The 22771-nt window shown below is 64.4% G+C and carries 16 protein-coding genes; 9 read left to right on the top strand and 7 right to left on the bottom strand.

Annotated features, from left to right (window positions below; translation table 11 throughout):
• The first annotated feature begins 67 nt into the window (after nucleotides 1–67).
• Nucleotides 68–1441, top strand: coding sequence for a protein kinase domain-containing protein (locus ACTX90_RS10985; protein WP_443442077.1), 1374 nt, complete (start codon nucleotides 68–70; stop codon nucleotides 1439–1441).
• 88 nt (nucleotides 1442–1529) lie between these two features.
• Here the strand turns inward: ACTX90_RS10985 and ACTX90_RS10980 are convergent, their stop codons facing one another.
• From ACTX90_RS10980 to ACTX90_RS10965, 4 genes are all read right to left on the bottom strand, one after another.
• The gene (locus ACTX90_RS10980) at nucleotides 1530–1880 is read right to left on the bottom strand and encodes a hypothetical protein (RefSeq protein WP_047119462.1); all 351 of its coding nucleotides are present in this window, start codon (nucleotides 1878–1880) and stop codon (nucleotides 1530–1532) included.
• Nucleotides 1881–1994: 114 nt separating this feature from the next.
• Nucleotides 1995–3722 (bottom strand): 2-oxoglutarate dehydrogenase, E2 component, dihydrolipoamide succinyltransferase, encoded by a 1728-nt coding sequence (gene sucB / locus ACTX90_RS10975; RefSeq protein ID WP_113606450.1) that lies wholly within the window; start codon nucleotides 3720–3722, stop codon nucleotides 1995–1997.
• A 116-nt stretch (nucleotides 3723–3838) separates the two neighbouring features.
• A complete protein-coding gene (lpdA, locus tag ACTX90_RS10970) occupies nucleotides 3839–5218 on the bottom strand; it encodes a dihydrolipoyl dehydrogenase (protein ID WP_047119460.1) in 1380 nt (459 codons plus the stop codon).
• 242 nt (nucleotides 5219–5460) lie between these two features.
• Nucleotides 5461–6975 carry a leucyl aminopeptidase gene (locus ACTX90_RS10965; protein ID WP_443442076.1) on the bottom strand — a complete coding sequence of 505 codons (1515 nt, stop codon included), beginning with the start codon at nucleotides 6973–6975 and terminating at the stop codon, nucleotides 5461–5463.
• Between the two features lie 277 nt (nucleotides 6976–7252).
• Between ACTX90_RS10965 and ACTX90_RS10960 the strand changes: the two genes are divergently transcribed.
• The 4 genes from ACTX90_RS10960 (at nucleotide 7253) to ACTX90_RS10945 (ending at nucleotide 12121) form a co-directional block, all read left to right on the top strand.
• Entirely contained in the window at nucleotides 7253–8197 is a 945-nt protein-coding gene (locus ACTX90_RS10960) for a proteasome assembly chaperone family protein (protein ID WP_231735936.1), read from the top strand.
• A complete protein-coding gene (locus ACTX90_RS10955; protein WP_443442075.1) occupies nucleotides 8194–9462 on the top strand; it encodes an MFS transporter in 1269 nt (422 codons plus the stop codon). The genes ACTX90_RS10960 and ACTX90_RS10955 overlap by 4 nt, the downstream gene beginning before the upstream one ends.
• Nucleotides 9463–9553: 91 nt before the next feature.
• Nucleotides 9554–10657: a DUF4192 domain-containing protein gene (locus ACTX90_RS10950; protein WP_443442074.1), complete on the top strand. Its 1104-nt coding sequence runs from the start codon at nucleotides 9554–9556 to the stop codon at nucleotides 10655–10657.
• Nucleotides 10658–10912: 255 nt separating this feature from the next.
• The gene (locus ACTX90_RS10945; RefSeq protein ID WP_120989248.1) at nucleotides 10913–12121 is read left to right on the top strand and encodes an RNA polymerase sigma factor; all 1209 of its coding nucleotides are present in this window, start codon (nucleotides 10913–10915) and stop codon (nucleotides 12119–12121) included.
• Nucleotides 12122–12302: 181 nt separating this feature from the next.
• Here the strand turns inward: ACTX90_RS10945 and ACTX90_RS10940 are convergent, their stop codons facing one another.
• The gene (locus ACTX90_RS10940; protein WP_047119455.1) at nucleotides 12303–12527 is read right to left on the bottom strand and encodes a DUF7455 domain-containing protein; all 225 of its coding nucleotides are present in this window, start codon (nucleotides 12525–12527) and stop codon (nucleotides 12303–12305) included.
• A 223-nt stretch (nucleotides 12528–12750) separates the two neighbouring features.
• Between ACTX90_RS10940 and ACTX90_RS10935 the strand changes: the two genes are divergently transcribed.
• Complete coding sequence (locus tag ACTX90_RS10935) at nucleotides 12751–14859, top strand: DNA gyrase/topoisomerase IV subunit B (RefSeq protein WP_047119454.1); 2109 nt, start codon at nucleotides 12751–12753, stop codon at nucleotides 14857–14859.
• 84 nt (nucleotides 14860–14943) lie between these two features.
• Here the strand turns inward: ACTX90_RS10935 and ACTX90_RS10930 are convergent, their stop codons facing one another.
• Complete coding sequence (locus tag ACTX90_RS10930) at nucleotides 14944–15909, bottom strand: M56 family metallopeptidase (RefSeq protein ID WP_113606446.1); 966 nt, start codon at nucleotides 15907–15909, stop codon at nucleotides 14944–14946.
• 23 nt (nucleotides 15910–15932) lie between these two features.
• The gene (locus ACTX90_RS10925) at nucleotides 15933–16304 is read right to left on the bottom strand and encodes a BlaI/MecI/CopY family transcriptional regulator (protein WP_047120787.1); all 372 of its coding nucleotides are present in this window, start codon (nucleotides 16302–16304) and stop codon (nucleotides 15933–15935) included.
• A gap of 419 nt (nucleotides 16305–16723) precedes the next feature.
• Between ACTX90_RS10925 and ACTX90_RS10920 the strand changes: the two genes are divergently transcribed.
• The 3 genes from ACTX90_RS10920 to cydC are packed head-to-tail and all read left to right on the top strand — an operon-like array spanning nucleotide 16724 to nucleotide 22759.
• Nucleotides 16724–18325, top strand: coding sequence for a cytochrome ubiquinol oxidase subunit I (locus tag ACTX90_RS10920; RefSeq protein WP_047119452.1), 1602 nt, complete (start codon nucleotides 16724–16726; stop codon nucleotides 18323–18325).
• A gap of 27 nt (nucleotides 18326–18352) precedes the next feature.
• Nucleotides 18353–19378, top strand: coding sequence for a cytochrome d ubiquinol oxidase subunit II (cydB, locus tag ACTX90_RS10915; RefSeq protein WP_047119451.1), 1026 nt, complete (start codon nucleotides 18353–18355; stop codon nucleotides 19376–19378).
• Between the two features lie 36 nt (nucleotides 19379–19414).
• The gene (gene cydC / locus ACTX90_RS10910) at nucleotides 19415–22759 is read left to right on the top strand and encodes a thiol reductant ABC exporter subunit CydC (protein ID WP_443442073.1); all 3345 of its coding nucleotides are present in this window, start codon (nucleotides 19415–19417) and stop codon (nucleotides 22757–22759) included.
• The last annotated feature ends 12 nt before the right edge of the window (nucleotides 22760–22771 follow it).

Below are 22771 nucleotides of genomic sequence, written 5' to 3'. Positions count from 1 at the left end.
ATGTAAAGTTTGGCTCATTCGACGAGAGTCGGACCAGCAATATATGGTGCTGAAACTTAGTCTGACTATGGAAAATGTGGCATCGCAGAGGCTTCACAATGTCAATGCCGCGAGGAAATATGTCGTCGATTCTTACGGCATGCTCAGCACCCAGCTAGGCGACGGGCTGCTGATGGAGTACTGCCCGGGTGGCAGCCTCGCTGCGCTCATGGCTCGGCGCTCGAACTTCACGCTCGCCGAATGCGTGACAGCTCTGGCCCCCATCGCCCAGGCCATTGCGGGACTTCATGCAGCAGGGATGCGGCACGGGGACATTTCGCCGTCCAACATCATGCTCACGGCACAGGGCATGCCGAAGATCATCGACTTCCAGGAAGCCTCTTTGAGCCAGGATGCGGCTGAAGTCGCCGGGACGCCCGGATTCATCGCACTCGAGACGTTCACAGGCGCAGGGGAGGAGGAGCTCGGCGCCCGGGACGTCTTCGCGCTGGGAAGCTGCCTCTGGTACCTTCTGGACGGCGAACCACCGGACGAGCCGCATTACCGCCCGCCGGTCAGGGTCCAGTTTCCCGGCGTTCCCGAGATCATCCAGGAGCTCCTGGCCGACTCGTTGGACGAAGATCCACTGCAGCGCCCCACCGCGGACCAATTCGCCCGGACGCTGTTCTCCAGCATTCCGGCCGCGCCGATCCACTGGGAAGGGTTCATCGACACTGACAGCAACCAGCTGATGGATACGATCCACCCTGACGTGGCGGCACGGACGAAACACCGTCGAGCCGGGTCACGTCGGAAAGCAGGAAAGACCAGCACCGTCATTCCGGGAGATAGCGGCAGCTGGCACGGGCACCGTCTACGCCGCACCCCCGGAGGCGCGAAGGTCGTTGCCGCGCTCGCGATCGGAGGCATCGCGATTGCGGCCAGCTTCCTAGGGGTGAAATACCTGTTGCCCGGCCAACCGCCGGACCCGGCGGCACAGGGCGCAGTACCGGGCGAGACGCCAGGCTGCCGGATCCTGGACGTCGGGGAGGTCCCAGCCTGCTCCTTCGAAGCCGATACAGTCATTGCAAGCTTCCTGGCACTGTCCGCCGCGCGTGACCGGGCCATGAACTCAGGCGATTCCTCGGCGCTGCGAAAAATCTACGTCGAGGACTCGGAGCAACTGCAGAGGGACCGTGAAACCCTGGACTCGATGCGCAAGCTGAAATTGCGGTTCAATGGCCTCGAAACGAAATTGGAGGATGTCTCGATCCAGGCTCGCGGCTCCGCAGACACCGTGATCCTTCAGGCCCTTTCGACGCACAGTTCCTATACCTACGTTGATGCAGCCGGCACGTTGCGGCACCAGGTGGGCGCGGGCGACCCCGAACGGATCCAGGTCGAGGTCGAGCTTGTTGACGGCCAGTGGTTCCTCGGGACGGTGCTCAGTCGCAGCGACTGAGAATCAGCGCCCGTTAAACTGCAAACGGCCGTTCTCCCAGGAATCAGGGAGAACGGCCGGTGAGCGGACGCAACAGCGTGTTGGGCGATTAGCTCCAGAGCACTGCGACGGCAATGTTGACCAGTGCCAGCCCACCGACTGCGTGGGCGATGCCGGTGGAGACTTCTTGGCCTGCCTTGACCTTTTTGCGGCCGATGAAGGCGGCCACGGCGATGCCCAGGGCGATGACGACCTTCACGCCGATCTTGATGTGGTTGACGTCAGCGTCCTGCGCTTCGTAGATGCCTACCAGAGCCAGGCCGGTGATCACCTGCAGCAGCGCGCCGTACCACTGCCACACGTTGACAGTAGGGGTCTTGAAGTTGGCCAGCCAGCCGCCGAAGATCGCTGCCGCACCCAGGATGTGCAGGAATACGAGGAAAGAGATTGCAAAAGTCATATCTCCAGAGTAGTCGAGGTTCGACGCATTGTAGAAACGACAAGGGGAAGCTTCTACCGCCGGCGAACCAACGTGAAAGCTTCCCCTTGCTAGAAGCGCTGAAGCGTCCCGGCCTTACAGGCCCAGATCGCCCTCGAATGCGCCGCCTTCAAGACGTGCCTTGACGGTCTGCAGGAAGCGACCGGCATCGGCACCGTCTACCAGACGGTGATCGTAGGTCAGGCACAGGTACATCATGTGGCGGATGGCAATCGAGTCATTACCCTCGGCGTCGGTGACGACCATTGGGCGCTTGACGATTGCACCGGTGCCGAGGATGGCAACCTGTGGCTGGTTGATGATCGGGGTGTCGAACAGGGCGCCAACCGAACCGATGTTAGTGATCGAGAAGGTGCCACCGGACAGCTCGTCCGGACCGATCTTGTTGCTGCGGGTACGGGCAGCGACATCAGCGATCTTGTTGGCCAGACCAGCAAGGTTCAGATCGCCAGCGTTGGAAACCACAGGAACCAGCAGTCCCTTGTCGGTATCCACCGCGAATGCCAGGTGCTCGGCATTGTGGTAGGTGATCTGCTGAGTCTCTTCGTTGTACTCGGCGTTCAGCTTCGGGTGGGCCTTCAGAGCCTCGGCAACAGCCTTGGCGATGAACGGCAGGTAGGTCAGGTTCACACCGTTGACTGCCTTGAAGTTGCTCTTGGCCGAGCCGCGCAGCTTCACGATGCGGGTCATGTCGATCTCGTGGACCTGGGTCAGCTGAGTCGAAACGTCCAGCGATTCGCGCATGCGGCGGGCGATGACCTGGCGGATGCGCGGAGCCTTCTCGGTGGTGCCGCGCAGGCTCGAAGCCTCGACTGCCGGGGCGGCTGGCTTGGCGGCAGCAGGAGCGGCGGCAGCGGCTGGAGCAGCTGCTTCCTTGGCGGCAACTGCGTCAAGCACGTCCTGCTTGCGGATGCGTCCGCCAACACCGGTGCCCTTGACCGAGGCGATGTCGATGCCGTGCTGGTTGGCCAGGCGGCGAACCAGTGGGGTGACATAACCCGAATCGTTCGACTCAGCGGCTGGAGCAGCTGGTGCGGCCGGAGCCGGAGCGGCAGCAGGTGCCGGAGCGGCCGGGGCTGCAGGAGCGGGGGCCGGAGCTTCTTCCTTGGCAGCCGGTGCTTCCTCCTTGGTGGCCGGAGCTTCTTCCTTGGCTTCCGGAGCTGGCTCGGCTGGAGCAGCAGGAGCTGCCGGGGCTGCATCTGCCGAACCGATGACGGCCAGGACTGCGCCGACCTCAGCGGTCTCGTCTTCCGGAACGCGGATTTCCAGCAGGGTGCCGGCCACTGGGGACGGAACCTCGGTGTCGACCTTGTCGGTGGAAACTTCCAGCAGCGGCTCGTCGACGGCGACTTCCTCGCCGACTTCCTTCAGCCAGCGGGTGACGGTACCCTCGGTGACCGACTCGCCCAGGGCAGGCAGGGTGACCTCGGTGCCGGAAGCGGAGCCGGCGGCAGGAGCCGCAGGAGCAGACTCGGCAGGTGCTGGTGCTTCTTCAGCGGCAGGCGCCTCTGCGGATGCCTCTTCGGCGGCAGGAGCAGCAGGGGCAGCGGACTCGCCGGCACCCGAACCGTCGCCAATGCGGACCAGGGGAGCGCCGACTTCGGCTTCCTCGTCCTCGGCGACAAAAATTTCCTCGATGACTCCGGCAACAGGCGAAGGAACCTCGGTATCAACCTTGTCGGTGGAAACTTCCACCAACGGCTCGTCGACCTCTACGCGGTCGCCGACCTGCTTCAGCCAGCGGGTTACCGTACCTTCGGTAACACTTTCACCCAGTGCGGGCAGGTTTACGGTTTCAGACATCTTCCCGTATCTCCTCGTTTATAAAACTTGAATTTTGTAGGAGGCGTTGCCTCCGAGCCTAGACCATGCGGGCGGCGCGGCCGAAACCTGCGCCGCCCGCATGACTTGATGCGCTGTTAGCCGTGCAGAGGAGCGCCGGCCAGAGCCATTGCGGCTTCGCCCAGGGCTTCGTTCTGGGTCGGGTGCGCGTGGATCAGCTGTGCAACGTCCTCTGGGTAGGCTTCCCAGTTCACGATGAGCTGTGCTTCGCCGATCTGCTCGCCAATGCGGCCACCGATGCCGTGCACGCCGACGATAGGGCCGTTCTTGACACGTACCATCTTGATGATGCCGCTGGTGCCCAGGATCGAGGACTTGCCGTTGCCGGCCAGGTTGTACTCGGTGGTCTCGATCGAATCGGCGCCGAACTTCTCCTTGGCCTTGGGCTCCGTGTAGCCGACGGAGGCGATCTCTGGCTCGCAGTAGGTCACCTTCGGGATGTTGATGTCCTCGATGATGGTCGGCTTCTTGCCGGCGATTTCCTCGGCGACGAAGCGGCCATGCTGGTAGCCGCGGTGCGCCAGCTGGAGGCCTGGCACGATATCGCCGATGGCGTAGATGTTTCCAACGCCGGTGTGCAGGCGCTCATCGGTGATCACGAAGCCGCGATCGATGGTGATGCCCTGCTCCTCGTAGCCCAGGTTCGCGGTGACCGGACCGCGGCCTACTGCAACCAGGACGATTTCTGCTTCCAGGGTCTTGCCGTCGGCCAGGGAGACCTTAACGCCGTTGGCATCCTGCTCGACCTTTTCGAAGAAGACACCGGTGTTGAACTTGATGCCGCGCTTCTTGAATGCGCGCTCCAGGTTCTTGATGATGGCAGGATCCTCGTTCGGAACCAGCGACGGCAGGCCCTCGACGATGGTGACGTCCACGCCGAAGGACTTCCAGACCGAGGCGAACTCGACGCCGATGACGCCGCCGCCAAGGACGATGGCGCTCTTCGGCAGGTCTTCCATGTTCAGGGCTTCGGTGCTGGTCAGGACGCGGCCGCCGATTTCCAGGCCGAAGGTCTTGGACTCGGAACCGGTGGCGAGCACGATGTACTTGCCCTTGTAAACGGTGCCATCAACATCGATGGAATCCTGCGAGACGAGGCGGCCGTTACCGGTGATAACGTTGACCTTCTTCATCTTCAGCAGGCCCTGCAGGCCCTTATGCTTGCCGGCGACGATGCCGTCCTTGTAGGTGCGGACGCCAGCCAGGTCGATCGACTGCAGCGAGGAGTTGATACCGTACTTGGCACCCTCACGTGCGTTCTCGGCAAGTTCTGCGGCATGCAGGTAAGCCTTGGTCGGGATGCAGCCGGTGTGCAGGCAGGTGCCGCCCAGCTTCTCCTTCTCGATCAGACCGACGGTGTAGCCCAGCTGGATGGCGCGCAATGCTGCCGAGTATCCAGCGGATCCACCGCCGAGGATGAGGACATCAAATTCTTGCGTTGCTGCCGAATCGGCCACGTGAACGCTCCCTCGTTATTAGCTTAGTGAGGCCGACTTTGGTCGGCCAGGGGATCGGGTCGCGGATCGATGGTTTGTGCTGGTAGGCGCGCGCCAGCAATCCGCAGTGATGTTTCAAAACTTACCTTAGTACCGTCGGCGCGGTGCAGTCACCTTCGCGCGCCCAAAAGTAGGGTATGTCTCGTTGCCCTGAACCGGCCGTGGCGCATGAAATTGATAAATTCCATGCGCCACGGATAGTCCTAGCGGGTGCCGGCCAGCTTTTCAGCGTAGGCAACCAGCGTGCGGACCTGCGAGCCGGTGCCGTTCTTCGGGGTGTAGCCCCAGGCCTGGCCCTCGTTGAAGGCGGGACCGGCGAAGTCGATGTGGGCCCAAGGGATCTTGGCGCCGTCGACCTCTCCGACGAACTCCTCCAGGAAGACGGCGGCGGTCATCATGCCGCCCATGCGTTCGCCGATGTTCGCCAGGTCTGCCACCTGCGAGTCGATGCTCGGGCGCAGCTCCTCGGGCAGCGGCATGGCCCAGGCCAGCTCGCCGGCTTCGTCGGACGCGGCGACCAGGTCGTCGCGGACCTGCTCGTTGCCCATGATGCCGGCGGTGCGCAGGCCAAGTGCCAGCATCTGCGCGCCGGTCAGGGTGGCCATGTCGATCATCACGTCAGGCTTTTCCTCGCTGGCTGCGGCCAGGCCGTCGGCCATCACCAGGCGGCCCTCGGCGTCGGTGTTCAGCACCTCGACGGTCTTGCCGCCGAACATGGTGATGACGTCGCCCGGACGGGTCGAGGCCCCGCCTGGCATGTTCTCGGCCAGGCACAGCCATGCGGTGACCTTCAGGTCCAGGCCCAGCTCGGCCACGGCGCAGATGGTCTGGAACATCGCGGCGGCGCCGGACATGTCCGACTTCATGGCGTGCATGCCTGCAGGCGGCTTCAGCGAGATGCCGCCGGTGTCGAAGGTGATGCCCTTGCCGATCAGCGCCAGGTGCTTCTGGGCCTTGGCCGGCGAGTACTCCACCTTGACCATGCGCGGCTGGCGGGCTGAGCCGCCGCCCACGCCGATCAGGCCGCCGAAGCCGTCCTTGGCCAGGCGCTTCTCGTCCATGACGGTGACCTTCAGCGGCAGCGGCTTGGTGTAGTCCTTGACCGCCTGGGCGAAGGACTCCGGGTAAAGCAGGTTCGCCGGGGTGTTGATCAAATCGCGGGTAGCGCGCACGGCGCGGCCGAGGATCGCGGCGCGCTTGAGGGCGTCCGGCAAGTCCTTGGAGGTCGCTGCGTCGGTGGCGACCATGGCTTCGGCGAGCACCGGCTTGTCGTTGGCGGCGGTGCGCAGGTTCTCGTAGCGGTAGGAGCCCAGGGCGATGCCCTCGGCGATCGCCGCGACGCGTTCGGTGGTGTCGGCAGGCAGCGCGTAGATCGCGCTCTTGGCGTTGGACATCTGGCGGGCGGCCGAACCGGCGGCGCGGCGCAGGGTCTCTGCATCCAGCTCCGACAGTTCTTTGACGCCTAGGCCGATGAACATCAGGACCTTGGCCTTGGTCTCCTCGACGGCTGGCAGCAGCGCCACCTCGTCGGCCTTGCCGCCGACGCCGATCAGGGTCAGCGACTTCTCAAGTTCGGTGGTGACGTCCGCGGAGAACGGGGACGCGGCAATTGACACCTTGTCGCCGTTCTTCAGTACGCCCAGCACCAGGGTATCGGCGCTCTTGCGCTTGATGTCGGTGCCGATGGCAGTCAGTGTGAGATCACTGGAGTTGATCACAAAATCATTCCTTCTATGCCTTTGTAGGGTCTAAGGACGAGACAGCCCAGAGTTCAATGCCGGAAACGGTGATGCCGGTGGGCTGCGTATCTCCCATAGACGATGTTATCCGAGGTCCGGCGTCGGCGTGCGATACTTCACAGCGAGCGAAAGCCCGCACGCGCTAGGATTGATGATTGAGCTGTGTCCGGATGCCGTGTGCCAGGAGCATCGTGGCGGGGCAGGAATTCTTTCCAGTGTGGTCAGTAGAGAGGTGGACATGTCCAGGGAACCGTTGATGACGTTGGTCGCGTCCGAGGTGGACGACGCCCGACTTCAGGGCCTGGGCATGTACGTGGCGCTGCGCGGAATGTCAGATGCAGGCCATGCCCACTCGCAGGTGGCCAACGAGCTGTTCGGCCGCCTGGACTCCGAGTTGTTCGCGACCTTCGACGCCGACGAGTTGGTGGCCTACACCTCCCAGCGGCCGCGGGTGACCTTCCTGGGCGACCATTTCGCCGGCTACCAGGCCCCGCGCTTGGAGATGTATCTCATGACCGACGAGCTTGAACGCAAGTTCTGGCTGCTGACCGGCGTGGAACCGGACCTGAAATGGGAGCGGCTGGTTGCCGAGCTGCTCGGCTTCATCGAGGCGTTCAACATCTGCCTCGTGGTCAGCACCGCGTCCCTGCCGATGCCGGTGCCGCACACCCGCCCGGTCGGGGTCACCGCCCACGGCAACCGCAAGGACCTGATCGAAAACATCTCGACCTGGAGCCCCACCGTGGAATCCCCGGCGGGACTGACCTCGCTGATGGAGATCCGCCTCAACGACGCAGGGCGCGACGTGGTCGGCTATTCGCTGCACACCCCGCACTACCTCGCCGAATCTGAGTACCCGGCGGTGGCGGTGGCCGCCTTGGAGCATGTCGGCGCCGCGCTGAAGCTCGCCCTGCCGACGGACAACCTGCGCGAAGCGGGCCGGCTGGTCGACACGCAACTGGCCGAGCAGCTCGAAAGCAGCACCGACGTGCGCCAGATGGTCGACGGCTTCGAACAGCGATTCGACGCGCACGCCCAGGAGCACGAGCGCCGTTCGCTGCTGCTCGACGAGGGGGAAGACATGCCGGATGCCGAGGAACTGGGCACCCGCGTTGAAGACTTCCTGGCGACGATCGAAGACACGCAGGACTGGCTGAACAATTCCGAGAATGACCCGTTCCCGGGTGAAACGGAACAGTGAGCACTTCCCACCTGAACTCGAAAAAATCGTGGCTCGTCTACGGTTTCGCAATACTTACCTACATTTCGGCCATTGCGCAGCGCACCAGCTTCGGCGTGGCCGGACTTGAAGCCACCGAGCGCTTCGACGCCAACGCGCAGATCATGGCCACCTTCTCGGTGGTCCAGCTGGTGGTCTATGCCGGGGCGCAAGTCCCGGTCGGGTTGCTCTTGGACCGTTTCGGCCCGCGCATCCTGATTACCACCGGCGCGATGCTGATGACCGCCGGCCAAGCGTTCCTCGCCATTTCAACCAACGTCCCCATGGGACTTGTCGGCCGTGTCATGGTCGGCATGGGTGATGCCATGGTTTTCGTCTCGGTGCTGAAGCTGCTGCCGCTGTGGTTCTCCGGATCGCGGATCCCCATCCTGACCCAGCTGACGGGAACGTTCGGCCAGTTGGGGCAGCTGATCAGCATCTTCCCGTTCCACATGATCCTCGTGGCCCGCGGATGGACTCCCGCCTTCTCGGTCCTCTCGGCCTTTGCCTTCGCGACGCTGATTACCACCATCGCCTTTGTCCGCAACGGCGACAGCTGGGCGCACGCCAGGCAGGGCGCCGGAACGCACCAGGGATCGCGCCTACTGGCGGCCTTGCGGCAGCCCGGCACCAGGCTCGGATTCTGGACCCACTTCTCCACCGCATTCATGATCAATACGTTCATGATGACCTGGGGCTACCCGTTCCTGGTCCAAGGCCAAGGGATCGACAGCGCACTGGCTTCGAGCCTGATGTCGGTGTTCGTCGTGGTCGCAGTGCTGGTCGGTCCGCTGCTTGGCGCCTTGACATCTCGGCATCCGGGCAAGCGCTCCTTCTTCGCGCTGGGAATCATCGCCGGGATGGTCGTGATGTGGGCTATCGTGCTGCTGTGGCCGGGACAGGCGCCGATGTGGGTGCTGATCATCCTCATGGTTGCAGTCGCCGCCGGTGGCCCGGCGTCGGTGATCGGCTTCGACTTCGCCCGCACGTTCAATCCGCCCCACCTGCAGGGAACCGCAACCGGCGTGGTGAACACCGGCGGCTTCATCGGCGCCTTCATCACGATCTACGTCATCGGATTCATCATGGACTGGGCCTACAAAGCCGGCGGCTCGACCGGGGAGCTCTACAACCTCCCGGCATTCCGCGTCGCGCTGTCCTTCCAGTTCGTCATGATGGTCATCGGGGTGTCCTTCATGCTGATTGAACGGGGTAAGGCCAGGCGATTCCTGGCCGAAAACGGCTAGCTCCGCGTCCTTCGCCGGCCTGCCCCTTTGGTTCTCCACAGTTCGCCAGGCATCGGGAAAGGACACGGGCCCGGTGCTTCACCGTGGGTTCATGACTACTACACCTGAACGCCACCCGCTGTCCCTCGCGGATGTTGAAGACATCCTCGCCTACATCCCGCACGCTTTGGGATTCCACCCCGTCGATTCGGTGGTGCTCCTGCTGGTCCAGGAACAACGGCTGGAAGCAACGCTGCGCGTCGACCTGCCCGCCATGCAACCGGAGGAAGGGCTGAATGCCTGGGTGTTGCAGGTGATAAACCTCCTGCGCCGGATGCCCGAAGTGCGCAGTGTTGTCGCCGTGGTCTACGCGCCGTCAGGGCTCGGAAGTTGCCGCGAAATTCCCTACCGGGCGATGCACGAGAAACTCCGCGACCGGCTGCAGCTGCGGGGCATCGAGCTGCGCCATGCCTGGTGCCTGGGGCCCCGGTGCATCTGGGACTACCATGCGGAAAGCGTCGAGGCCTGGCTGCCAAGGCCGCAGACCGACGGAAACGAGACGCACCTGTCGATGGTGCTGGCAGGATCGGCGCCGCTGGACAAGCCTTGGGACGGGTGCGGCATGGAGCCATGGCCCAACGCGGAGAACGTCAGGGAGCTGGCGGACGCGCTCAGAGGGAATTCTGTCGAAGGAATCGCCCACTGGGCGAAGCTACTGGAGTTGCCGCCGGAACTTGCTGCCCGGGAAATCCATGAGGACCCAACCTGCGCGGCCGAACTGATCGACTCGTTGCGTTGGAAAGTCGTGCGCGACATCCTTCCCTATCTTGCCGGTACCAGCCATGGGGAAACGGTTGATGTTCTGGTCAAGTTGTCCGAACGCGAACCGGGTGAGGAAGTGCCGGAACTGGGCCAGTTCCTGCTGGGCCAAGGGTGGCGCAGTCCCGATTGGGAGCGCACCGAGAGGTTGTGGTACCTGGCCCGCGATTTGCTGGGCATTGCGCAGAACCACCAGCGCTACGCGCTGATGTGTGTGCTCGGCTGGATTGAATGGGCCAAGGGAAGGGGATCCCTGGCCATGACGCTGTTGGACCAGGTGTTGCGCGAATGCCCGGACTACAATCTGGCGAAGCTGCTGAAGGAAATGCTCAATCAGGGCATCATGCCGCATTGGGCCACCGACCAGCTGAGGGCTTGGAGGGCCCATTTCGCATGACACGATGCGCCTTTGCGCCCTCCAAGTGGTGTCCGGGCATCAATTCATGGATAATGGTTCCACAGACCCGGTTAGGTTCGAAAGCGCCTATGCCTCAAAGTCACTGATTTTGGGAACATTTGGCGGAGCTGGTGCGTTGTACAGGATGTGCCAACTTACGGTGATTCGTCGTGTACGAATTGCTATCGGACTTGACAGGGTCATAGTGGTGTTACCGGCAGGTGCATCCGGAACGCATCGTTAGAAAGGTTATTCGTGTCATCTTCTGAGACGAACGCTAATCGCAAGGCAACCGAGGCTGAGGTCGACGTCGCCGAGGAATCGGTATCCAAGCCTGTAGCGAAGAAGCGCGCTACCAAGGCCCGTACCAAGAAGGCAGCAGCCGACTCCGTAGATCAGACCGAAGAGGCCACCGAGCCCGAGGAACTCGACGACGATGCCGAGGCAAACGCCGAAGCAAAGGCCGGCGAGAAGCCAGAGGAAGAGTCCAAGGGCTTCACCCTCTCGACCACCGACGACGACGCCCCGCAGCAACAGGTCATGGTTGCCGGCGCTACCGCGGACCCGGTTAAGGACTACCTGAAGCAGATTGGCAAGGTTGCCCTGCTGAACGCGGAACAGGAAGTCGATCTCGCGCTGCGTATCGAAGCCGGCCTGTTCGCGCAGGACAAGCTGGATCACCACAGCGAAGGCATCGACCAGCGACTGCGCTGGGACTACGAGCAGATCATCCACGACGGCAAGATCGCCAAGAACCACCTTTTGGAGGCCAACCTCCGCCTTGTGGTCTCGCTGGCCAAGCGCTACACCGGCCGCGGCATGCTTTTCCTGGACCTGATCCAGGAAGGCAACTTGGGCCTGATCCGCGCCGTGGAGAAGTTCGACTACACCAAGGGCTTCAAGTTCTCCACCTACGCGACCTGGTGGATCCGCCAGGCGATTACCCGTGCCATGGCTGACCAGGCGCGTACCATTCGCATCCCGGTCCACATGGTTGAAGTGATCAACAAGCTGGCACGCGTCCAGCGCCAGATGCTGCAGGACCTGGGCCGCGAACCAACCCCGGAAGAGCTGGCCAAGGAACTGGACATGACCCCGGAAAAGGTGGTCGAGGTCCAGAAGTACGGCCGCGAACCGATTTCGCTGCACACCCCGTTGGGCGAGGACGGCGATTCCGAGTTCGGCGACCTGATCGAAGACTCCGAGGCCGTCGTGCCAGCCGATGCGGTTTCCTTCACCCTGCTGCAGGAGCAGCTGCACTCGGTGCTCGACACCCTATCTGAGCGCGAGGCCGGCGTTGTCGCCATGCGCTTCGGCCTGACCGACGGACAGCCCAAGACCCTGGACGAAATCGGCAAGGTCTACGGCGTGACCCGTGAGCGTATCCGCCAGATCGAGTCGAAGACCATGTCGAAGCTGCGCCACCCGTCGCGTTCACAGGTGCTTCGGGACTACCTCGACTAAGTCGTTAGTGAGCTGTGGCCGGGCCGATCCGCAAGGATCGTCCCGGCCACAGCTGCTTAACCACCCAAGCGCGGCCAGCGCGACTGGCTCGGCCGGCAGCTTGGCGGCACAAAAAAACCACAGGCGGTCCCATCCAGTGATGGGACCGCCTGCGGTGCATCCCTCGCGGGACAAGTTACGATCAGTCGTTGATGTCGACCTTCGGCTTTTCGTGGAGCCGCGAGGACTCGTCATGCCACACGGAAGTCTGTGGGCGCAGTTTTGGTTCCACGTCCCGTGCATGGTGAGCGCAGAAGAGCAGCTCGCCGCCGGTAGAAGCTAGCACAGCCCGTACGTAGGCCTGTGCACCGCAGCGGTCGCACCGGTCGAGGGCGTTGAGTTCACGACTAGGTGTTGTAGTAGTCATCGCCAGCCTCCCTAAATAGATGGTTACTCTATACAACCAGCTTTGCCCCTGACTTTATCCCGAAAGGGCCGCGCTTTCGCTCACCGCGTAGCGAGTGTGGATAAGCTCTCACGGCCGGACCGGCAACCGCATTACCGCCAAATGCCGCCAATTCGAACAAAGTAACGATTAGAATGGAATGCAAAGTAGTTCTTTTCTCGCGTCAGTAGGAGACAGCAGCCCAGTGGCCTCATCCGAAAATTACAACGCCCGCCACCTCTCGGTTCTTGAAGGCCTGGAGGCCGTGCGCAAGCGGCCGGGTATGTACATCGGTTCCACCGATTCCCGCGGCCTGATGCATTGCCTGTGGGAAATCATCGACAACTCGGTTGACGAAGCCCTGGGCGGCTTCGGCCAATCGATCAACGTGATCCTGCATAGCGACGGATCGGTCGAGGTCCAGGATGACGGCCGAGGCATTCCGGTAGACGTTGAACCAAAAACCGGATTGAGCGGCCTAGAGGTCGTTTTCACCAAGCTGCACGCCGGTGGCAAGTTCGGCGGCGGTTCCTACAGCGCCTCCGGCGGCCTGCACGGCGTGGGCGCCTCGGTGGTCAACGCGCTATCCTCCCGGCTCGATGTCGAAGTGGACCGCGGCGGCAAGACCTACGCCATGCAGTTCCGCCGTGGCGAGCCTGGAGCCTTCGTGGACAAGGGCCGCAAGAAGTTCGATGCGGAATTCATCCCGCACGAAAAGGCCACCCCGCCGGAGGTCATCGGCAAGGCTAAACGCGGAGTCACCGGAACGCGCATTCGCTACTGGGCGGATAACTACATTTTCACTCCGGACGCGAAATTTTCCTATACCGACCTCCAGGACCGGGCGCGCCAGACGTCGTTCCTGGTTCCAGGACTGCGCATCACCCTGCGCGACGAGCGCGGCCTGCCCGGCACCCCCGGGGCCGAAGGGCCTCACGAAGAGGTCTTCCAGCATGACGGCGGCATCAGCGAGTTCGTCGACTTCTTGAGCAGCGATTCGCCGGTGACTGATATCTGGCGTTTCCACGGCAGCGGCTCCTTCCACGAGAAGGTCCCGGTGATCGACGAGAACGGCCGCAGCCACATCGAGGACGTGCAGCGCGTGTGCGAAGTCGACGTCGCGCTGCGCTGGGGGATTGGCTACGACACCACGCTGCGCAGCTTCGTCAACATCATCGCCACCCCCAAGGGCGGAACCCATACGACCGGTTTCGAGCAGGCCCTGCTGAAGTCGTTCCGCAAGAACGTCGAGGCCAACGCCCGCAAGCTGAAGTTCGGCCAGAAGGACAAGCTGGAGAAGGATGACGTCCTGGCCGGCATGACCGCAGTGCTCACCGTGCGCCTGGCCGAGCCGCAGTTCGAGGGCCAGACCAAGGAAATCCTGGGCACGCCCCAGGTGCGCCAGGTGGTTTCCAAGGTTCTGGAAAAGGCCATGAACGAACGCCTCGGCTCCAGCAAGCGCAGTGAGAAGGCCGAGGCCTCCTCCTTGCTGGAGAAGGTCGTCAACGAGATGAAATCCCGCGTCTCGGCCCGCATGCACAAGGAAACCCAACGGCGCAAGACCGCGCTGGAATCCTCGTCGCTGCCAACCAAGCTGCTGGACTGCCGCAGCAAGGAAGTCGGCCGTTCCGAAATGTTCATCGTCGAGGGCGATAGCGCCCTGGGCACCGCCCGCTTGGCTCGCTCCAGCGAATTCCAGGCGCTGCTGCCGATCCGCGGCAAGATCCTGAACGTGCAGAAGGCCTCGGTCTCCGACATGCTCTCGAACGCCGAATGCGCGGCGATGATCCAGGTGATCGGCGCAGGGTCGGGCCGCAGCTTCGACATCGAGCAGGCCCGCTACGGCAAGATCATCCTGATGACCGATGCCGACGTCGACGGCGCGCACATCCGAACCCTGCTGCTGACCTTGTTCTACCGCTACATGCGGCCGATGATCGAGCACGGGCGCGTGTACGCGGCGGTTCCCCCGCTGCACCGCATCGAGATCATCAACCCCGGATCCAAGCAGAACGAAGTGGTGTACACCTATTCCGAAGCCGAGATGCAGCGCCTGCTGGCCAAGATCGAAGCCGAGGGGCGGCGCTACAAGGAACCGATCCAGCGCTATAAGGGCCTGGGTGAGATGGATGCGGACCAGTTGGCCGAAACCACCATGGATCCGCGCCACCGCATGCTGCGCCGCGTGAACATCGAGCACGCCCAGCAGGCAGAGGAGATCTTCGACCTGCTGATGGGTTCGGACGTCGCGCCGCGCAAAAGCTTCATCATCGCCGGAGCCGAAGACCTGGAGCGCGAACGCATCGACGTGTAAAACCAGCGAAAACCGAGTCCGCCGCCGCCAGCCCACGTATCGTGGGCTGGCGGTGGCGGACTTCGTTGTTGGCGGGGCCGGCGGCTACCAAGCCAGCAGGCGCGGAGCGATCAGCAGGACGGTCGGGCACACCATGAGCAGCACGGTGCAGGCAAGGACCAGGCCGCGCTGCGGTTTAGCCAGCGGTTCCTCGGGGGTGAGCAGCCGTTGCAGGCGACGGGAGGAGACTTCGCCGCCGGGCATCCCTACCTGCTGCGCGTTGGATGAACCTGCGGCGGCGGAGCCCGGAGCCTCGGGGGCGGCGGCCGCCGCGACGGTGACGATGGCCTTGAGCAGGGTTTGGCGTCTGACCTGTTCCAGAGCCTTGTCATCGGCCAGCATCTCGATCAGCTGGCGCACCGCGTCCAGCGACAGTCGGGACGTCGGAAGCCAGGGCAGCGCCTCGTTCCATGCGGTGAACGCCAGGATCAGCAGATCGTGCCGCTGGTCCAGATGCGAGCTTTCATGGGCGATCACCGCAGCCTGTTCCTCGGGGGAGAGCTTGGTGAGCAGCCCGCGGGAGAGCACGGTGACGGATTGGGCGATCCCCGGTACGCAATAGGCGACCGGCATGTCGTGATCCAGCACCAGGGTATTGGGCCGGGTCTCGGAAGGGTTGCTTAGCAGGCGGAGCAGCTGCCGATGCTTGGCGCGCTGTCTGGTGGTGCGCCATGCGGCGCGGGCCAGGGTGAGCACCAGATGGAAGCCGAACAGCAGGGCGGTGCTCAAGGCGAAAAGGTGCACGACGCCGGGATAGGCGACACCGGGTTCGCCGGTGATCAAGCCCCAGCCGGCAATCAGCGCTGAGATCAGGTCGTTCCCCAGTGGCGCCAGGCCCCAGACCAGCATGGAGCCGATCATGGACAAGCCACCGCCAAGTGCGATGGCCTGCCAGAGCAGGACAGCTTGCACGGGAGCACGGGAGGTCCATTTTGCCTTGGACAACGCCAGCGGCGTTGGCCACGCCAATGCGATAGCCAACGCCGCTAGGAAATATGAGGTGAGAAGCACTCAGTCCCCGAAGTTCGTGTAAATTAGGCGGACTTTACAGTGTCCAAGATAGCACGAAGGGATGCTGCTTCATCTGCTGAAATGCCGCCGATAAAGCGGGCGAGAACTGCTTCGCGGTCCTGGGCGGTCCCCAGGGCGTCGTTGAGCAATCCCACAGTGTGATCCTCGCGGGTGGAGGACGCGGTGTAACGGTGAGGGCGGGTGGTACGTTCGCGTATCACGAGGCCCTTCTTCTCCAGTCGTGCCAACACGGTGAGAACCGTGGTGACTGCGAGTTCCTTTGCATCGGTACCAAGTGCCGCAAGATCGTCCCGGAGGTCGTTTGCGGTGAGTGGTTCTGCGGAATCCCACAGCAGGTCCATGACGGAGCGTTCCAGATCGCCAAGGCTGGCCACTAGGTAGTACCTCACTTGCTTTAGTTGCTGCGCACCAGGCCTCCCGTCGTAACGACGTGAAATCTGGTGCTTGGAAATCTCATTGTAGCGGCATTTGACCAATATTTCTACGTACCGTAAAAGAGCTCTGTGAGCACGCCGTTTCCTATTTGCGGCGTTCCGGCTGAAGTTATGAAGGGTACTTTTTGCTGACTTGGGGAATTTAATTTCCGTGGACGTGAAACGGTTTACGGGTTTAGAATCGCCCGAACCTGATTTTTAAGGGCTGCTTCCCAGATTTCCGGGCCGCGCGAGTGACATGGCCGACGCGATTTCTACATGTTGTCGAAATTGAACTATGGTGATCACGGGAGCTAATTTCTACGGGGCGTAGAAGTTGGCAATCAACCAACTCGCGACACATATATACAGAGGACCCGATGGATGCATTAGAGATTGCCCGGTGGCAATTTGGCATTACAACCGTGTACCACTTCTTGATGGTGCCCTTGACGCTGGGCCTGGGCTTGACCGTGGCGGTGCTTCAAACCGTCTGGTACCGCACGGGCAACGAGCAGTGGCTGCGCATGACCAAGTTCTGGGGCAAGCTGTTCCTGATCAACTTCATCATGGGCGTTGCCACCGGCATCGTCCAGGAATTCCAGTTCGGCATGGCCTGGAGCGAATACAGCCGCTATGTCGGCGACGTGTTCGGCGCTCCGCTGGCCATGGAAGCCCTGCTGGCTTTCTTCGTCGAATCGACCTTCCTCGGGTTATGGATCTTCGGCTGGAAGAAGCTTCCCAAGCTGGCCCACCTTGCCACGATCTGGGCCGCGGCGCTGGCTTCGCTGCTCTCGGCCTACTTCATCCTGGTCGCCAACTCGTGGATGCAGCACCCGGTCGGCGCTGAGATCATCGACGGCAAGGCCGTCATGACCGACGCCTGGGCGGTCTTCACCAACAACACCGCGCTGATCACCTTCCCGCACACGCTCTTCGGCGCATTCGCCGTCGCCGGCGGTTTCCTGCTGGGCATCTCCTGGTTCCACCTCTACCGCCGCCGCAAGGAAGGCATCGATTCCGTCGACTCCCAGGGGCGCGTTGTCGTCGGGCAGGACCTGAGCAAGGGCAAGAGCCGCGACAAGACCGACTACCACGTGTGGATCAAGTCGCTGCGCATCGGCGCCGTCGTCGCCATGGTCTCGTTCCTCGGCGTGGCACTGACCGGCCACGAACAGGCCAAGCTCATGTTCGAGCAGCAGCCAATGAAGATGGCTTCCGCCGAAGCAGCCTGCCATGACGGCACCGGCTTCTCGGTGCTCACCCTGGGAGATATCACCTCTCCGGGCTCCACCAACTGTGCAGACATCGTGGCCACCTTTGAACTGCCTGGCCTGCTGTCCTTCCTGGCCAACGGCGACTTCACCACTGAGGTCAAGGGCGTGAACACCCTGATCCCCGAATACCAGGAGAAATACGGCAAGTACTATCCGGAGGACCCGAACTTCGGCCCGTACGCAGGCCAGGAGATCAACTACCTGCCGGTCATGGAAGTCACCTACTGGGGCTTCCGTCTGATGATCACCCTGGGCGGTCTGTCCGCGCTCACCGCGGCTCTGGCCCTGTGGCTGACCCGCAAGGGCACCGTGCCGCAGAGCAAGTGGCTCTCCCGCCTGGCGCTGCTGAGCATCGCGGCCCCGTTCGGTGCGAACTCGGCAGGCTGGATCTTCACCGAAATGGGACGCCAGCCCTTCACCGTGGCGCCGAACCCGCAGATGGGCGGCATCGACCAGGTCTTCATGTACACCGCGGCCTCGGTTTCGCCGACGGTCAGCGCCGGGGAGATGCTCTTCTCGCTGATCACCCTGACCCTCGTCTACGGCGTGCTGCTGGTAGTTGAACTGGTCCTGCTCACCCGGTACATCCGGGGCGGCATCGGCTCGGCCATGCCGGAGCTGAACGCGGCCTCCGACAAGGATGACGCCGACGGCCCGGGACACGACAAGAACGACGACGGCGACGTGCTCGCCTTCGCCTACTAGACCCGCGCAGAACATAGGAGAAACACCATGGATTGGCTACCAGCTCTCTGGTTCATCCTCATCGCTGTGCTCTGGTGCGGCTACCTCTTCCTGGAAGGCTTCGACCTGGGCGTGGGCATGCTCATCGGCCTGGGCAGGAACAGCGAGAAGCGCAAGCGCGTCCTGCTGAACACCATCGGCCCGGTCTGGGACGGCAACGAAGTCTGGCTGCTCACCGCCGGCGGCGCCACCTTCGCTGCCTTCCCTCACTGGTACGCCTCGCTGTTCTCGGCGCTGTACATCCCGCTGACGCTCGTGCTCGTGGCGCTGATCTTCCGCGCCGTGTCCATCGAGTACCGCGGCAAGGCGAAGACCGAACGCTCGCGCAAGCTGTGGGACGCAGCCCTGGGCTACGGCTCGCTGGTCGCGGCCTTCGGCGTGGGCGCCATGCTGGCGCTGACCACCCTGGGCCTGCCGCTGAACGAGAACGGCGACCGCGTGGGCGGACCGTTCGCGTGGTTGACCTGGTACGCAGTGCTCGGCGGCGTGGCGGTCGTGGCCTTCTGCTGGATCCACGCGCTGGCCTTCGTCCGGCTGAAGACCGACGGCCCGGTCCGCGAACGCGCCGGCAGGCTGTTCACCCGCTGGCTGCCGCTGGCCGTGCTGCCGCTGGTGGCCTGGGTATTGATGGTGCTGCTGGACAATGACTCGGCAGTGGCTTGGGCCCTGCTGGCCGCCGCGGCGCTAGCCCTGGTCGTCAGCATCGTCACCGCCCGCGCCGGACGCGAAGGCGTCTCGTTCATCGCCTTGGGCGTGATGCTCGCCGCCGGGGTGGCGGCGATCTTCACTGCGGCGTTCCCCGTCGTGCTGCCCTCCACCCTGGACCCGGCCTTCGACCTGACGATCTACACGGCCTCCAGCTCGGCCTACACGCTGAAGCTGATGAGCATCGTGGCGGCCTTCGGCGTCCCGCTGGTGCTGGCCTACCAGTCCTGGAGCTACTGGGTCTTCCGCAAGCGCGTCAAGGAGGAGCACATCCCCGAGGCGCACCACCCGGAACCGATCGTCAAGTAGCACACCCCACCGCGGCGACCGAAAGGAACGCACCCCATGCGCACACCGCGCTTCCTGCCCCGAGAGCTGATCGCTCCACGCCAGATCGTGGTCCTCACCGTGTTCTCGGTGCTCAAGACCGCCGGACTGGTGCTCGCCGCGTACGGCCTGGGCCAGTGGATCGCGAACATGGCCTCCGGCACCGGCAATACCCCGGCGCTGCTGGTCCTGGCCGCCGCCGGCGTGCTGGGCCGCGCCGCCGGGGTATGGGGCCTGAACACCGGGGCGCGGCGCATGGGGCTGGGTGCCAAGGAGCGGATGCGCGCCACCTTGGTGCGCACCGCGGCGAGCCGGCCGGGCATCGTCCCGGCCGACTCCGCCGACCACTCGGTGCCGGTCACCGCAACCCTGGCAAGCCACGGCATCGACAAGCTCGACGACTACTTCACCAAATTCATCCCGGCGCTCATCGGAGCCATGGTGCTCCCGGCGCTGCTGGGCATCTACATCCTGTCCCTGGACTGGATCAGCGCGGTGGTGCTGCTGCTGACCATCCCGCTGGTCCCGGTGTTCATGGCCCTGATCGGCCTGCACACCCAGGACACCCTGGCCGCCTCGCAGTCCAAGCTCGACGCGCTGGCCCACCAGATGTACGAGCTGGCCCAGGGCCTGCCCGCCCTGCTGGGCCTGGGCCGCGCCCGCCGCCACGGCAACGCCATCGCCGCGGTCAGCGAAAAGTACCGCCAGGCCACCATGGCCAATCTCAAAACCGTGTTCCTCTCCAGCTTCTGGCTGGAACTGATCTCCACCCTGTCAGTGGCGGTGCTGGCAGTGATGATCGGCGTGCGCCTGGTCGGCGGCAACATGGACCTGGCTCCGGGCCTGATCATCCTGATCCTCGCCCCGGAGCTGTTTTCCGCGCTGCGCGAGGTCGGCTCCGCCTACCACGCCGCCGACGACGGGCTGGCCTCCTACCAGCGCTACCAGGCCATCACCGCCGAACAGGAAAACCACCAGATCCTCTCGCTGGTCCCCGCGACCCCGGGCAGCCTGCTGGAACTGCGCGACGTGTCCATCGGCTACCGCGCGGGAGAACCGGTGCACGAGCACCTGGACCTCACCCTGATGCCGGGGGAGCGCAAGCTGCTGTCCACCGCCAGCGGCACCGGCAAGACCACCGTGCTGCGCCTGGTCGCTGAGGCCTCCACTAGCGACAACAGCTTCGATGCGGCCCGCGTCAGCGGCCAGGTCTATGTGGGGAGCCAGCTGGCAGTCATCAGCCAGCACCCGCAGTTCAACGCCGCCACCGGCGAGGCCCAGCTGGCCCAGGACGTCCCGGACGCCGAGGAGCGGCTGGTCGCCGAGCTGGCGGCCCGGCTGGAACTGGAGACCATGCTGCCGCGGCAGATCGCCGAATACTCGCCGGGCGAGCTGCGCCGGCTGGAGGTGCTGCGCGCCGTGCTGCGCCTGCATAGCGTGCCAGACTGCCGCCTGCTGCTGGCCGACGAGCCCACCGCCCATCTGGATATGGCCAACGCCGCTGCCGTACGCCAGCTGCTGGCCGAGCTTCCGGCCGGCACCGCCGTGCTGGTTGCCAGCCACGACCCGCTGCTGGCCGCCAACCCGTCGCAGGCCGGCGAGAAGGGTGCGCCGCAGGCTTCGCAGCCTGCCCGGGACTTCGCGAGCCGGCATGCTGCGGCCCCGTCAGCCCAGGCGTCCGCTGTGCCAACGGCTTCAGCCGGCCCCGCGCCGCGCTTCAACCCGCTGCGCGAGCTGTTCTCCGGCTACGTCCCGGCCCGCAAGGCGGCGGTCTACGGCACCCTCGGCATCCTGTGCGCCGTGGCCCTGTCCGCACTGAGTGGATGGCTGATCGTCGAATCCAGCTACCAGCCGGCCATCTTGCACTTGACCGTCGCCTTCGTCATGGTCCGCACCCTGGGCATCGGCCGCGCCGTCTTCCGCTACCTGGAACAGCTGGCCATCCACGACGCAGTGCTCGGCTACGCCGGGGCGCTGCGTGAGAAGATCTGGACCTCCATGGTCGCCAACCCCGCCCGCTGGGGACTGGTCAGCCGCTCCTCGGTGGTGCTGCGCTTCCTGCTGGCTGAGGTCGACGAGCTGCGCGACCTGCTGGCCCGCGTGCTCTTCCCGCCGATCCAGGCCGTCGCCGTCTGGGCCGCCGGCATCGCTGTGCTGTTCTACATCCAGCCCGCCTTCGGCTGGGCCGCGCTGGCCGCCGGACTGCTGCTGGCCTTCCCGGGCCGCTGGCTCGTGCGCCGAGTCGAAGGCCTGCACCTGGCCCGGCAGCTGGCCCACCGGCTGAATGTGAACCAAGCCGTGCTGGGCATCCTGCGCAACCAGGGCGCGCTGCGCGCCTACGGGTCGCTGGCCCGGGTGCTGGACAAGCTTGCCATCGCCGAATCCGAGAACACCTCGGCTGCCCGGCGCCACGCGCTCGGCCAGGGCCTCGCCCCGGCCCTGGGTGCGCTGCTGACCGGCGCGCTGGCCGTCGCCTTCGCGGAGCTATCCACCAGCTCGGCCTCCTTCACCGCGCTCGCCGTGCTCATGGCCCTGGCCCTGGGCGAAGCCGCCACCGCCGCGCTGAGCGCCGTGCAGCAGGGCAGGGCGCTGAAGGAACTGACCACGACCCTCGCCTCGCGCGGCGTTGGGGGCAGCGCAGCCGAAGGCCAGGCCGGGCTGCGGGAGACCTCCCCGGCCGGCGCGCCAGCTGTCCGCGGCTTCGTGCTGGAGGACGTGTCGCTCGGTTACGGGCCGCAGGCCCCGGTGATCGAGCAGCTGACCGCCCGCATCGAACCGGGCCAGTGGACCGCGCTGACCGGGCCGTCCGGCTCGGGCAAGTCCACGGTGCTCACCGCGCTACTCGGGGCGCTGCCGCTGGAGAGCGGGCGCCTGGCCGCGCTGGATGCGGACGGCCGGGAACACCAGTTCGCCGCGGCGAACCTGGATTCGGTGGCCTGGTGCCCGCAGGAAGCGCACCTGTTCGACTCCACGCTGCGCCGCAACCTGCTGCTGGGCGCCGCGGACGAGGTGCAGGTTTCCGACGACCAGCTCCAGGACGTGCTGCAGCAGGTGGGCCTGGGCGGCTGGCTTGCCGAGCAGCCCGGGGGACTGGACACGCGTATCGGCTCCGGGGGCCACCGGCTTTCCGGCGGCCAGCGCTGCAAGCTCGCCGTGGCCCGCGCTCTGGTGGGCGGGCACCAGGTGATCCTGCTGGACGAGCCCACCGCGCACCTGGGCCAAGACGAATCCGTGGAATTGATGCAGACCCTGCGCGGCGCGCTCGAAGGGCGCACCGTCGTGCTGATCACCCATGACGAGCAGCTCGCCCGCGAATGCCAAGGACAGATCCGGCTGCAGGCCAAGCTGGCTCCCGCCAGCTGACGGCTCGCGGCT

Source organism: Glutamicibacter soli (assembly GCF_052322135.1).
In the GTDB taxonomy this organism is placed as follows: domain Bacteria; phylum Actinomycetota; class Actinomycetes; order Actinomycetales; family Micrococcaceae; genus Glutamicibacter; species Glutamicibacter soli.
Note: the sequence above shows the minus strand (reverse complement) of the source record. Positions and strands in the feature narration are given on the sequence as shown.